Source organism: Escherichia sp. E14S1 (assembly GCF_004211995.1).
In the GTDB taxonomy this organism is placed as follows: Bacteria; Pseudomonadota; Gammaproteobacteria; order Enterobacterales; family Enterobacteriaceae; genus Escherichia.
In genome coordinates this window covers 17129-30872 of sequence record NZ_RHJQ01000013.1, presented here as the reverse complement: position 1 = coordinate 30872, position 13744 = coordinate 17129, and the positions used below count along the sequence as shown (strand labels likewise).

Here is a 13744-nt window from a genome sequence, read left to right as displayed (position 1 = left end):
AAAGATGAGAACCGTTAAGGTATTTGAGGAAGCCTGGCCGTTACATACCCCGTTTGTTATTGCGCGAGGAAGCCGCAGTGAAGCGCGCGTGGTGGTGGTTGAACTGGAAGAAGATGGCGTCAAAGGTACGGGCGAATGTACGCCTTATCCGCGCTATGGCGAAAGTGATGCCTCAGTCATGGCGCAAATAATGAGCGTGGTCCCACAACTGGAAAAAGGGCTGACGCGCGCAGAGTTGCAAAAAGTTCTGCCTGCCGGTGCAGCGCGTAATGCGCTGGATTGTGCGCTGTGGGATCTGGCCGCAAGACAACAGCAGCAGACGCTGGCTGTACTTACCGGTATCTCTCTTCCTGAAACGATCACCACTGCGCAGACGGTAGTGATCGGTACGCCGGATCAGATGGCAGGCAGTGCCGCAGCACTATGGCAGGCTGGGGCTAAGCTGCTAAAAGTGAAGCTGGATAATCATCTTATCAGCGAGCGGATGGTGGCGATTCGCGCGGCAGTGCCGGATGCGACGTTAATTGTTGATGCTAATGAATCCTGGCGTGCGGAAGGACTGGCGGCTCGATGCCAGTTGCTGGCCGATTTAGGCGTCGCAATGCTGGAGCAACCTCTCCCGGCTCAGGACGATGCGGCGCTGGAGAATTTTATCCATCCATTGCCTATTTGCGCGGACGAAAGTTGTCATACCCGCAGCAACCTTAAGGCGCTGAAAGGGCGCTATGAGATGGTTAATATCAAGCTTGATAAAACCGGCGGCCTGACGGAAGCGTTGGCGCTGGCAACAGAAGCGCGTGCACAAGGTTTCAGCCTGATGTTGGGCTGCATGTTATGCACCTCACGCGCCATTAGCGCAGCATTACCGCTGGCGCCGCAGGTCAGCTTCGCCGATCTCGACGGGCCGACCTGGCTGGCGGTGGATGTGGAACCGGCTCTTCAGTTTACGACCGGCGAATTGCATCTTTAGGATGCCAGTGCAGTAAATTCGCCATCGCAAAAAGATATTTTTCGCTGGCTTCATCGGCGGAGATGGGGGGAAACTCAGCAGTGATACAGTGCAAGTTCAGGTCTGCACACCAACTGCCAAAGGATCCGGGGGTGTCGTAGCCGACGCTGGTTACCAGCGGCAATTCAAATGCCTGGGCCAGCCATTCACCTAATTCGCTGTGTCTGGGATCTTCAATACACGCCAGCGGATCGTGGAACGAGACGACCCAGGCGGGCTGAATGCGGTGAATGAGTTGGCATAACGCCTGGGTTTCAGGTTCGGAGCCGGGTTTATCTCCGGTCAGCAAGACAACGTCGCGCTCTTCGGCGGCACTGTTCCAGCGATAAACCGTTTCACCTTCCTTCCAGTTCGCCGCGGGAAAGTTTCGGTTTAAATCCACACCATTAGCATTGGCACGTAGACCCAACTGGCAACCGTCGGGATTCACACACAGCACCACATGATGGCGGCGCAAAGACGGTGTTAATGTGCGTAATGCGCAGGAGAGGGCGACGACGGAAGAATTCTCATCGCCGTGGGTACCAGCAAGAATCAAACCACTTTCGCTGCTGGCGGCATGGGCGGGAAACCAGAGCAGCGGCGCACCCAATAATGAACGTCCGTAATGTTCAGTTCCTGGGGGGAAAGCGCCCCGTTCGGCGCGTGGGCGAGTCACGGTCATAATCGTCTCTGACAATAGAAGTATTACAGGCAGTGTTGTGCAAATTTTGTGGATTATCAAATCCTTTTCGACAACGATATGTTATCGATCTTTTATCACTTTTTTGCCGGAAGTTATTTGCATTTCTTTAAGGAGAAACAAATAATTACGCATCAATATTAACGTCGGTTTGAGGGTAACTTATGAAGCACTCTGTTTCAGTAACTTGTTGTGCGCTGTTAGTCAGCAGCATTTCTCTTTCGTATGCTGCTGATGTTCCGAGCGGCACAGTACTGGCAGACAAGCAGGAGCTGGTGCGTCATATTAAGGATGAGCCTGCATCATTGGATCCCGCGAAAGCGGTTGGTTTGCCAGAGATTCAGGTGATTCGCGATTTGTTTGAAGGACTCGTGAATCAGAATGAAAAAGGGGATATTGTCCCCGGCGTCGCCACCCAGTGGAAAAGCAATGACAACCGTATCTGGACCTTTACCCTGCGCGATGATGCTAAATGGGCAGATGGCACACCGGTTACCGCGCAGGATTTTGTCTATAGCTGGCAACGTCTGGTAGACCCGAAAACGTTGTCCCCATTTGCCTGGTTTGCCGCGCTGGCGGGGGTAAACAATGCTCAGGCGATTATTGATGGTAAAGCCACGCCTGACCAACTTGGCGTCACTGCCGTTGATGCCCATACCCTGAAAATCCAGCTTGATAAGCCATTGCCGTGGTTTGTTAATTTGACGGCCAACTTTGCCTTCTTCCCGGTGCAAAAAGCCAACGTTGAAAGCGGTAAAGATTGGACAAAACCAGGGAAACTTATCGGCAACGGCGCATATGTGCTTAAAGAACGCGTAGTGAATGAAAAGCTGGTGGTTGTACCGAATACCCATTATTGGGATAACGCAAAAACGGTACTGCAAAAAGTGACTTTCCTGCCGATTAACCAGGAGTCCGCTGCCACGAAACGTTATCTTGCAGGTGATATTGATATCACTGAGTCCTTCCCGAAAAATATGTATCAAAAGCTGTTGAAGGATATTCCAGGGCAGGTTTATACACCGCCGCAGCTGGGGACTTATTATTATGCCTTCAATACGCAAAAAGGTCCGACGGCAGATCAACGCGTTCGTTTGGCATTAAGTATGACGATTGACCGCCGCCTGATGACGGAAAAAGTATTAGGCACCGGTGAAAAACCAGCATGGCATTTTACGCCAGATGTTACTGCCGGATTTACGCCGGAGCCTTCGCCGTTTGAACAAATGAGTCAGGAAGAACTGAATGCGCAGGCAAAAACTTTGTTGAGCGCAGCCGGTTATGGTCCGCAAAAACCGCTGAAGCTGACGCTGTTGTATAACACTTCAGAAAACCATCAGAAAATTGCGATTGCCGTAGCGTCGATGTGGAAAAAGAATCTTGGTGTGGACGTCAAATTGCAAAATCAGGAATGGAAAACCTATATCGATAGCCGTAACACCGGTAATTTTGACGTTATCCGCGCATCATGGGTAGGGGACTATAATGAACCGTCTACCTTCCTGACGCTGTTAACGTCAACGCACTCGGGAAATATTTCAGGGTTTAATAATCCGGCATACGATAAAGTGCTGGCCCAGGCATCGACTGAAAATACCGTTAAAGCGCGCAATGCCGATTACAACGCGGCAGAGAAAATTCTCATAGAACAAGCGCCTATTGCACCGATTTACCAGTATACCAATGGGAGATTAATCAAACCGTGGTTGAAAGGTTATCCAATTAATAACCCGGAAGATGTGGCGTATAGTCGCACAATGTATATTGTGAAGCATTAATATGATGTCATCTGGCGCGTTTATGCGCGCCAGATTTAACAACCCCGATAAAATACCTTCTTTTTTAAAATCCCCCCTATAAAAATCACACCCAAGATAATTATTTGAATTTTTCTGCCAATGTTCAGCATAAATAATAATCAAATATTTTATTTAAAAGGTGTATTACATACTCCCAATATAAGCTGTGCTTTACTTTTCTTTACAACGCAAGACGTATTGCGTTCCTTGTGAAAATTTTCATTCGCAAACAGACACACAGCTAAAATGGGGTGGTAAAATGAAAAAATCCTTAGCTATGCCTTTAGTTATCTCGTTATTACTCCTTCATTATCCTTCTTTAAGTCTGGCCGCAGAATCACTGCCCGATGCCACGTCGTTGGGGCTGGAAAACTTAACGAATGATCTCTCACGACAAGAATTGTTTGTAAAAATACTGGAATCGGATCCATCTCGTGATAAAGAGTTTGATTCCTTTGCGGTAAAAAAATATTTTAAATTTCCGGCTGATGTCGCTTACGATTCGGTATTGAATCAACCACGACCCAGTTCTTTATTTGGTGTGGATATCAGCCATCATAACGGTAAAAACTTCCCGATCGAACTGTTGGCAAAAAATAAGTCTGTGTTCTTGTATATGAAGTCCAGTCAAGGAACGCGTTATGTTGATCCTGAATTCGCCGGTTTTTGGCAGCGGGCTGGGGATACTGAGCGAGGGATCAAACTTCACCGTGGGGCCTACCACTTTCTTTCCAGTGGCACACCGGCAGACGACGCGGAATTGTGGGGACGCAAGCAGGCAATGACGTTTGTTAAAGTTATTAAAGCCAATGGCGGGTTAAGGGCGACAGATATGCCACCGGCGGTGGATGTTGAGTGGGATGTAGATTCATCAACAGGTAAGGACCGCTGGCAGAAGCGTAAACCCACTGAAATAATCACGATGATCAAGGCATTCACCGCGCAGGTAGAAGCCGATTTAGGGCGTAAACCGGTTATCTACACTGCGCGGGCGTGGTGGAAAGATGCCGTCGGCGGAGAAAAAAGTTTTGCCCAGGTTGCAGAACATAATCTGTGGCTGGCTGATTATTCTAATCAGGCACAGGCCAGCGAAACGCCGCGTTCAATTAACCAGACAAAATGGGCAATCTGGCAGTTTACCGATGCTGCGCAGCTTAATTTGGGATCAAGTCAGAAATTCGATGCCAGTATATACAAGGGCCCGACCGCTGAGTTTTATTCCACTCTGGGTGTGCAGGAGTTTTAAATCATGAACAGGCGATGGCCAAATTTATGTAAAACGGTCCTGGGGCTGTTAATTGCAGGAATATCACTGGGAATGACTGATGCCCGCGCAGATGACATTTGCAAAAATGGTGCAATGGTCCCTGATGAATATTGTCATTTTTTTGTCCACTATGGGCCAGAGAACCCAGGGAAACTGGATATCCGGATCAGTGATGCGTTAAAAATACCCGATCAGGATGCAGCGAAAACGCGCTCCATCGGGTTGATTATTGCAATTTCAAAATATCCACTATTACATGCAGATATTCCGGCAGCCGCGGTGGATGGCCAAAGAATGGCTGATTTTCTGATCAACGGACAGAAGTTTGATGAGGTTATTTTATTGAGAGATCAGGAAGCTTCATTAGATAATATTAATTATTTTTTAAAGGAATATTTACCTGCCAGAGGGATGATGTTTGATAAGAAAGCTCGCTTGTTAATTGCTTATTCAGGCCATGGTCGTTTTGGCACTCAAAATGGTAATTCTGATAAAGCACCTGCATTTGTATTGAGCAACGCTACGGATATTGATGGTTCAAAAGGCATGTATGAAATGCCAGCTCTGAACACACAACTTAATATTCTGGCAAAGCGTTATTTCCATGTTCTGACTTTAGTCAATGCCTGCTTTGGTTCTGGCTTGTATGGCATGACTATCGGCGCGGGTAATTCTAACTCGTACAGTAATCCTGGTGCCTATGCAATAGCTGCCGGTGATGATAAAACAGAGGTTTACTCACTGGAGGCAAAGCGCGGCAGTGTCTTTTTCGATACAATTATCAAAGGAGTAACGAATGGCGTTGCCGACGAACGTTTTGGTAAGTCGTATATGGTAAAAGTAGATGGAAAAAAGGAATACTACGCAGGAATAACCAGAACGTTGAGTTTATTTATCTATGTTAATGATCAATATTCAGATATTAATGAAAAACTGGATGAACAAGGTAAGGGATTACATTTAAGCGATGCCTGGATAGGTGCAACAGAAATGCCAGCGGGTCCAGGGGGATTCTTCTTCATCAATGAACCTGCGGCAAGTCGTCTGGATAATAAGACTCAGATGGCTGCGGGTAAAGCAGGGGAGTTTACGAATATTGATGTAGCCTCATTCTCGATTGATAAGTCAGCCCCTGTCCCCGCAGATAATCAGGAAAATGATAATAAATCGATTGAGATTCCTTATGGCCCCGTAAGTGCAATTCCCAACCATCCTGACATTCGTATTTTTAAAACGCCGGAAATTTACCCGATTCACGGGCAAGATATTTCTTCTAACGATGGCGAAATAGACTGGAAATTATTCCAGAAAAAATCGTCTGCGCGTTTTGTGTATGCGAGAGTGGTTGGCTGGAGAGGTCCCGATTCATCATTTAAGTCTCACTGGAAACAATTAGCTGATTCCAAATTTGACCGTGGAGGTTATTTCAAATTTGATTTCTGCCGCACACCTGAGGCGCAATTGGAAACGGCAAAAAGTCTCCTGCCCGCAGAGCCGAAAATGTTACCGCCCGGCATTTTATTGGTAAATCCTGAAGGTGAAGATACAACTCAACTAAACTGCTTTAAAAAATCGGGAATGGCTAATGCACGTAATGATATTTTGCGTTTTGCCGATTTAATCTACCAAAATTATCACAAAACACCCATATTTTATGGAAATCATAATAACCTGTCACATTTCATGGATAGCCGATTCGAGCAGTATATGGTGTGGATGGGGTATTGGGGACAAGCTGGTGTGAAGCTTGAAGGACGCAATCCCTGGACGCTTTGGCAATATTCAGGGAATGAAACGGTGCCGGGGATCGGTCACAGTACGGAGTCTGAAGTTTTCTTTGGTACTGAGGAACAATATGTTCAGTTTAAAGCTGGCGAGAATAATGTCGCGCTGGCTGCTGTTAATTGAATAATAAATAAGACTGGATGGCGAATAAGCATATCGCCATCCAGTTTCTGCAGGTTATTACTTCACCTGTTCTGGTAGTGTGTTATTCTCCATATACAACGTCTGGCTGGGGAAGGCAAAATCCGCGCCATGCGACTGTACAATATCGATAATTTTCAAATATACGTCCTGCTGGGCGGCAAGCCATTCGGCCCAAACCGTGGTTTTAGTAAAACAATAAACCATAATATTTAGCGACGAATCGGCAAACTGGTTGAAATAAACCAATAGGGTTTGCTGCTGGTCGATGGCGGGATGATTTGTAAGCATTTCGCGTACCGCTTCGACAATAGCGCCCACTTTAGCCGCATCTTCATAACGTAAACCAATGGTCGTAGTAATACGACGGTTGGTCATTCGACCGGGGTTTTCAACGCTGATAGATGAAAACAGTGAGTTCGGCACGTACAGCGGACGATGATCAAATGTGGTGATTTTAGTCATTCGCCAGCCAATTTCTGCCACCGTTCCTTCGATATTTCTGTCAGGAGAACGGATCCAGTCGCCAATACTAAAGGGGCGATCAAAATAGAGCATAATGCCGGAAAAGAAGTTGCTCAGAATATCCTTACCGGCCATACCTACTGCAAGGCCACCAATACCACCAAAAGTCAGCAAGCCTGAAAGGCTCATGCCGAAATGTTCGCCATAGAGCAGAACAATGACGACGATGATGCTGATTTTGATGATCCGCGACATAATCCGTGCACTGGTAATATCGCGGCCTTTTTTAATCTGCTTCCGTTCAAACTGATTGATTAGAAGGAATAACTTAACCGTCAGGATAAGGGCTATCAGTGACGTACAGATAAAATCAACGGCGTCCGGTGTGATAAATTTGAGTTTGTAGTTTTCGATGACATAATTAATGATGCTACCAACAGCACTGATAATTATGGTGTAGATTAAAAATTGCACTGCGTGGAATAAGAATCCTTTTCTTTTATGATTTCCACGGCGAAACCAAAAGCTCATAAGAATCAATGCTGCGCAGCTACCGAAAATAATGACCAGATTAAGCGCATTATTTGTAAACAGTTCAGCGATCATTGTTTTATTAGGCTCCTCCAGATTGTTGACGTCATGCCGGAAACCCCTGGCGGGGTTATTTTATCGCGATAATTCATGCATATCATCAATAGGCAGGGAAGGAAGTAGCAACATTAGCTAATTTATCAACGAGTTGATGATATGTTACGCGACAATCTATTGCTTTCAGGGCAGACAACACCAAAATGTCATGGTATTGTTACACACAAGTAACAAAGGGTTTATCTGCAAAAGGATTATATTATGATCATGGCGAAACTGAAGTCAGCGAAAGGGAGAAAGTTTCTCATAGGTTTGTTGGCGGTTTTCATTATTGCGGCGTCGGTAGTGACTCGCGCGACTATCGGTGGTGTTATTGAACAATACAATATCCCGCTGTCCGAATGGACGACATCCATGTATGTGATTCAGTCATCGATGATTTTTGTCTATAGTCTGGTCTTTACCGTGTTACTGGCAATCCCGCTGGGTATTTATTTCCTCGGTGGAGAGGAAAAGTAAGTAAAAGAAAAGGCCCGTAACTTCGGGCCTTGAAAGTAAGTGACGAACGATTAATCGTCGTCTTCGTCATCCAGTTCGACAGGTGTCTGGTATTGGTCGGGTTTAATCACCAGCAGGTCGCAGCGAAGATGATCAATCACTTGTTCCGCCGTATTGCCAAGGAATGCCGCAGAAATACCAGTGCGTCCTACGGTTCCCAGAACCACAATCCCTGCCTGTAAATGCTCCGCTAAATCGGGAATCACTTCTTCCGGTAGACCTTTTTCGACATGCGTCATTTTCTCGTCAATGCTGAATTTCTGCCGCAGGGCTTTCATCGCCAGTAAATGTTGCCCGCGAATAGCATCGTTATAAACGCTTGGATCAAATTCCGGCAGTTCAATCGCAATATTGATGGGGGTTACTGGATAAGCACCAACCAGATGTACCTCGGTGTGGTTGACCTGGTCCGCCAGTTCGATCGTCTCTTTCACCAATTTTTCATTGAGCGCATTATGATACGGCTCTTCGCTGGCGAGATTCACCGCCACCAGCGCCTTACCCCCTTCCGGCCACGGCTGGTCTTTCACCATCCACACCGGGCTCGGGCATTTGCGTAACAGGTGCCAATCTGTTGGCGTAAAAATCACCGCTTCCAGGCGGTCATGTTGGTGCGCCATTTTTAGCACCAGATCGTGCCCACCGCTAAGTACTTCCTGAATGATGGCTTCGAAAGGACGGTTATGCCAGACCACTTTAATTTCAATGGGAACGCCAGCGTTAAGATAATATTTCGCCTGCTCGTGGATCCACGCAGTACGCTGACTAATGACGCCCTGACGCATGGCGGTCCGCTCATCCGGGGAGAGTAGGGTAGTCATCTCGTATGAGAAGTCATAAATAGGCAAAAAGGCTTTAATTTTGCCACCAATCCGTTGATGCAAATAAACAGCTCGCCGTAATGCGGGTTGATCGTCCTGATTAGGATCGATAACAACAAGCATGTTCTGATACATAGCCATACAGAGTCTCCTTACAACAACTGTCAATGCAGTTTGTATTAAAAGAGTAACCTAGATCTGGTGAATGAAACAGTGATGAACCTTCTGCCAGATCAATAAATGAGAAAAATTTAATGATATGACAGAAGGATAGTGAGTTATGCGGAAAAATCAGGCGACGTTGCGTGTATGACCGGCTAGTTGGGCCAGCGCATCGTTATTTTCGATGGTGATATATTTACCTTTGACTGCCAGCATGCCGCTTTTCTGGAAGCGCCCCAGCAGACGGCTGATGGTTTCAACTGTCAGGCCCAGATAGTTACCGATATCGCCACGAGTCATCGTCAGGCGGAATTCACGAGGGGAGAAGCCGCGTTGGGCAAAACGACGGGACAGATTATAGATAAATGCAGCCAGACGTTCTTCGGCATTTTTCTTCGACAACAGCAGGATCATGTCCTGATCGCCTTTAATTTCGCCGCTCATCAGACGCATCATTTGTTGGCGCAAATTTGGCATTTTACCGGACAGATCGTCCAGCGTTTCGAACGGTATTTCACACACCATCGAGGTTTCCAGCGCCTGGGCGAAGCTTGGATGATGACCGCTGCCTATGGCGTCGAAACCCACCAGATCGCCTGCTAAATGAAAGCCAGTGATTTGCTCGTCGCCTTGCTCTGTAATGGTATAACTTTTAATCGTACCGGAGCGGATGGCATAAAGCGATTTAAGTTCATCACCAGCCTTAAACAGCGTCTGGCCTTTCTGAATAGGCTTCTTTCGCTCAATGATATTATCAAGCTGATCAAGCTCATGTTCGTTGAGTGTGAACGGGATGCAAAGCTGACTGATGCTGCAATCCTGGCAATGGATAGCACAACCGCCAGACTGAATGCGCCGTATAATTCGCTTTTCCGGGATCATAGGTCTGCTCAAGCCGTAATTGATATTTGTCAATTTTAACATCTTTTTAGGGAGCAAGTAAGTCTAAGCAAACCTTAACAGCGGAGAATTCCGATAATAGATGTAAATTTATGTCTATCTAATTGAAAAACCTTAGATTGTTAAGGGTGACTTTACGTAAAACTGTGAACGCGCAGGCACAAATTGCTTAATGTTTACAGTAAAAGATAACCTTCATGGCGCAATAGCCACTCTTTTCGCTGCACTCCGCCTGCATATCCTGTCATCGTGCCGTTTCGGCCAATGACCCGGTGACAAGGCACCACAATACTGATCGGGTTTGCACCGTTGGCTGCGCCGACGGCACGCGCGGCCCCTGGGCGGCCTAGTTGTTCTGCCAGTTGACCGTAATGCATTACCTGTCCACACGGGATAGTGCGTAGCGTTTTCCATACTTCCCGTTGAAATGGCGTACCGCCGGTGGCAGTGGGTAGGGAATCAATAATGCTTAGATTACCGGCAAAATAATCACGAAGTTTATCGCTTAACCCGCCGGGATTGGTGGCGGAAATACGCTCATAACCTTCTTTGCGATAATGGATGTCCAGCAATTGCACCATGCGATCGCTATACTCTTCCCACTCAACCGCCCGCAGACGAAATTGTTCATCGCAAATAACCCACAGAGGACCCAGTGGCGTGGCAATTTTTTCTTCAAGTAATCTCAGCATCCGTTCTCTCTTAAGATAAATGTGGGTAAACCCACGACTAATCAGCAGACCGACAAGATACCATGCAAGCAACATTAGCAGCCATACCACAAGAAGATAAGAGGGTACGGTACGACTAATGAATAGTAGGTACCTGGATTAGTTTCCGGTTTGATCGATAGCGCTGAGGTGGATTTCCGGGCTAAATGCGTCTGCCGCTTCGTTACTTCTCCCGACACCAACGAGAATGTGGTTTTCTGCAATGCAAACAAATGAATAAAAAAATAGAGCCTGTCGACATCCGCCAGACTCTACAGTACACACAGCAGTGCATCCGCGTCTTGAATCCGGCCTGCTTCCTGTCAGCCGGTGACAGTGTTATAACGGTTTTGCCCATCAGTTGCCAATTTTCTTCAGTGACAGATTTCACGAAAATATAAGTTAAAACGTTCATCTCGTGATTGAATAATCATGCATCGTTAATCGACTGGTGAATTTAGCGGATGATTAACCTGTTCGGCGTTTAAACATATTGCAGAGTGATTTGCTGAAGTATATTTCAGGCGAAGTGCAACAAATTACCGTCATCATATATTGGTTGCTGTGATGGACAAATCGCCTTAATTAGGGCCTGTGCAGGCTCACTCCCGGCTTAAACTGTTCGATACTGCAACCAGGCTGGTATAAAATGCCCCGCCTGCGGGGACACTAGCCTGTATGGAGCAAGATGTTGCTTCAACTTGTGAAGTGAACGATACAGCAAGCATCAGATGTATGAAAAATTAACTCGTCTGGATCACGACGTGCGAAGGTACATAGGAGGTTACATGAACCTTGACGACAAATCGCTGTTTCTTGACGCCATGGAAGATGTCCAACCACTGAAACGCGCTACTGATGTCCACTGGCATCCTGTGCGTAACCAACGCGCGCCACAGCGTATAGACACGCTGCAACTTGATAATTTCCTCACCACAGGATTTCTCGACATCATCCCGCTAAATCAGCCCCTGGAATTTCGTCGGGAAGGTTTGCAACATGGGGTGATCGATAAGCTACGCAGCGGCAAATATCCGCAACAGGCTAGCCTGAATTTACTTCGCCAGTCGGTGGAAGAGTGCCGCAAAATGGTGTTTAGTTTTATTCATCAGGCGCGGGCGGATGGTTTGCGTAATGTACTTATTATTCACGGCAAAGGCAGAGAAGATAAGTCTCACGCCAACATTGTCCGTAGTTATGTCGCACGTTGGCTGACAGAGTTTGATGATGTACAGGCTTATTGCACCGCGCTACCGCATCATGGCGGCAGCGGGGCGTGTTACGTTGCACTGCGTAAAACAGCGCAGGCGAAACAAGAAAACTGGGAGCGTCACGCTAAACGCAGTCGATAATTCATTGACGCTTCCGCGCTATTGAAAATATCAAGCCGCCAGTACGCGGTTGCGTCCGTCATTTTTCGCCCGATACAACGCATCATCTACGCGTTTAAACAGTTCATCGATGCCTTCATTGCCTTCGTGATGTGCCACGCCAATGCTGACCGTAAAACGCGGTAAGCCAGAAATACTCACTTTTGCCACGCTCAATCGGATAGTTTCAGCGAGAGAAATTGCGGTATCCAGCGGAGTTCTGGGTAATAACAAGACGAACTCTTCACCTCCCCATCGAAACACCATATCGCCTTTGCGAGCGCAGCTTTCGAGTGTACGTGCCAGAGTGCATAAAACTTCATCACCTTTCTGGTGACCGTACAGGTCATTAATATGCTTAAAACGATCGGTGTCGATAAGCAGCAAACTGTAATCCTGAGCGATTGCGAGATGCTGCATCTGGCCTTGCTCGGTGATGTGATAAAATTGTCGGCGGTTAAGTAACCCCGTCAACGCGTCATGGTGAGCCGCGTGTTCCAGTTGTTGTTCCAGCCTTTTTTGCTCGGTAATGTCATGCACGATGCATAACATTAACTTGTCGCCATAAATCTCAATTGGCCCGGCATAAGTTTGCACATGGCGAGTGGAACCATCTGCCAGCTTATGGACAAAGTTAAGAGGTTTATGTCCGCCGGGTAAACGCGAAATTTCATGCATGACAGGCATCACGCGACGCCCAAGAATATTAATTTCCCAGGTGTGTTTCTGACAGATTGTTTCATGGTTATAGCCATAGAAATTGAGTGCGGCCACATTGGCGTCGACAATTTGGCCATCACGCGAGGGATCTATCAACAGCATTGGCGCGGAATTAGTCAGAAAAAAACGCGCATAAAACCCTTGTTTTTTACGCTGATAATTTGCAGATCGGCTGGCTTTTAAGCCCAGACTTGCGGGTGTCTCCATCCCTTCAAATATAATCACTTCCCCAGAATCACCAATCTCTTTGAGGGTTAACCGACAGCTTAGTGCTGTCTCTTCACCATTACGCTTGACCGTGAGAATTTCTACAATATCGAGTTGGTTATGCAGGTCTACGAGATATTTTGGCAGTTCGTTTTGGGAGGAGACGGAATAGAGGCCGGTTCGTAGCTGACTAAAAGTGAGTTCTTGCATCAACAGTTGCGCAGCGCTATTGGCATAAATTAACCGTTCCTCGAAGGGGGAAACGATCCAGACAGGACTGGTTAATAAGTCCAGGGTATTGAAGTTGTGCGTAGTCATTGAAATCCCGTTATTTTTATCAATTTTCTATTGTTATCTGATCGCAAAAATGCCACCACGAATGATCAGATAATTCTGATAATGATAGACGCTATTTAACACTTTACCCCTTTTCTAATCATGAAAAGTATTTTGCTTTCTGTATTTAGTTTTGACAGGATTTTATTAATCATTTCAGGGTAATGGGGTGAGGAGATGTTGCGTAAGATGACCAGAAGACTAGACTACAAAATAAAGCATTG

12 protein-coding genes and 1 pseudogene are annotated in these 13744 nt (G+C 46.6%); 6 read left to right on the top strand and 7 right to left on the bottom strand.

Annotation, left to right across the window (positions count from 1 at the left end; all coding sequences use genetic code 11):
• Positions 1-4 precede the first annotated feature (4 nt).
• Positions 5-970, top strand: a complete 966-nt coding sequence (ycjG, locus tag D9734_RS15815; RefSeq protein ID WP_130208785.1) for an L-Ala-D/L-Glu epimerase — start codon at positions 5-7, stop codon at positions 968-970.
• On the opposite strand, the gene mpaA is transcribed toward ycjG, so the two are convergent.
• A complete protein-coding gene (gene mpaA, locus D9734_RS15810) occupies positions 945-1673 on the bottom strand; it encodes a murein tripeptide amidase MpaA (protein WP_130208783.1) in 729 nt (242 codons plus the stop codon). The genes ycjG and mpaA overlap by 26 nt on opposite strands.
• A gap of 182 nt (positions 1674-1855) precedes the next feature.
• On the opposite strand from mpaA, the gene mppA reads away from it, so the two are divergent.
• The 3 genes from mppA to D9734_RS15795 all read left to right on the top strand — a co-directional run bounded on the left by mppA (position 1856) and on the right by D9734_RS15795 (position 6665).
• Positions 1856-3469: a murein tripeptide ABC transporter substrate-binding protein MppA gene (gene mppA / locus D9734_RS15805; protein ID WP_130208781.1), complete on the top strand. Its 1614-nt coding sequence runs from the start codon at positions 1856-1858 to the stop codon at positions 3467-3469.
• A gap of 280 nt (positions 3470-3749) precedes the next feature.
• Complete coding sequence (locus D9734_RS15800) at positions 3750-4736, top strand: GH25 family lysozyme (RefSeq protein ID WP_130208779.1); 987 nt, start codon at positions 3750-3752, stop codon at positions 4734-4736.
• Between the two features lie 3 nt (positions 4737-4739).
• Positions 4740-6665 (top strand): GH25 family lysozyme, encoded by a 1926-nt coding sequence (locus tag D9734_RS15795; RefSeq protein ID WP_130208777.1) that lies wholly within the window; start codon positions 4740-4742, stop codon positions 6663-6665.
• Positions 6666-6722: 57 nt separating this feature from the next.
• Here the strand turns inward: D9734_RS15795 and ynaI are convergent, their stop codons facing one another.
• A complete protein-coding gene (ynaI, locus tag D9734_RS15790; protein ID WP_130208775.1) occupies positions 6723-7754 on the bottom strand; it encodes a low conductance mechanosensitive channel YnaI in 1032 nt (343 codons plus the stop codon).
• A 243-nt stretch (positions 7755-7997) separates the two neighbouring features.
• Between ynaI and D9734_RS15785 the strand changes: the two genes are divergently transcribed.
• Positions 7998-8255, top strand: coding sequence for a DUF2534 family protein (locus D9734_RS15785; RefSeq protein ID WP_130208773.1), 258 nt, complete (start codon positions 7998-8000; stop codon positions 8253-8255).
• A 50-nt stretch (positions 8256-8305) separates the two neighbouring features.
• Here the strand turns inward: D9734_RS15785 and uspE are convergent, their stop codons facing one another.
• The 4 genes and pseudogenes from uspE to D9734_RS23370 all read right to left on the bottom strand — a co-directional run.
• Positions 8306-9256: a universal stress protein UspE gene (uspE, locus tag D9734_RS15780; RefSeq protein ID WP_130208771.1), complete on the bottom strand. Its 951-nt coding sequence runs from the start codon at positions 9254-9256 to the stop codon at positions 8306-8308.
• 150 nt (positions 9257-9406) lie between these two features.
• The gene (gene fnr / locus D9734_RS15775; protein WP_000611911.1) at positions 9407-10159 is read right to left on the bottom strand and encodes a fumarate/nitrate reduction transcriptional regulator Fnr; all 753 of its coding nucleotides are present in this window, start codon (positions 10157-10159) and stop codon (positions 9407-9409) included.
• 194 nt (positions 10160-10353) lie between these two features.
• Positions 10354-10869 carry a methylated-DNA--[protein]-cysteine S-methyltransferase gene (gene ogt / locus D9734_RS15770; protein ID WP_130208908.1) on the bottom strand — a complete coding sequence of 172 codons (516 nt, stop codon included), beginning with the start codon at positions 10867-10869 and terminating at the stop codon, positions 10354-10356.
• A 39-nt stretch (positions 10870-10908) separates the two neighbouring features.
• A pseudogene (locus D9734_RS23370) lies at positions 10909-11021 on the bottom strand (AbgT family transporter); the annotation flags it as partial.
• A gap of 654 nt (positions 11022-11675) precedes the next feature.
• Between D9734_RS23370 and smrA the strand changes: the two are divergent.
• Complete coding sequence (smrA, locus tag D9734_RS15765) at positions 11676-12239, top strand: DNA endonuclease SmrA (protein ID WP_130208769.1); 564 nt, start codon at positions 11676-11678, stop codon at positions 12237-12239.
• A 30-nt stretch (positions 12240-12269) separates the two neighbouring features.
• On the opposite strand, the gene D9734_RS15760 is transcribed toward smrA, so the two are convergent.
• Positions 12270-13502, bottom strand: coding sequence for a sensor domain-containing diguanylate cyclase (locus D9734_RS15760; protein WP_130208767.1), 1233 nt, complete (start codon positions 13500-13502; stop codon positions 12270-12272).
• Positions 13503-13744: the final 242 nt, after the last annotated feature.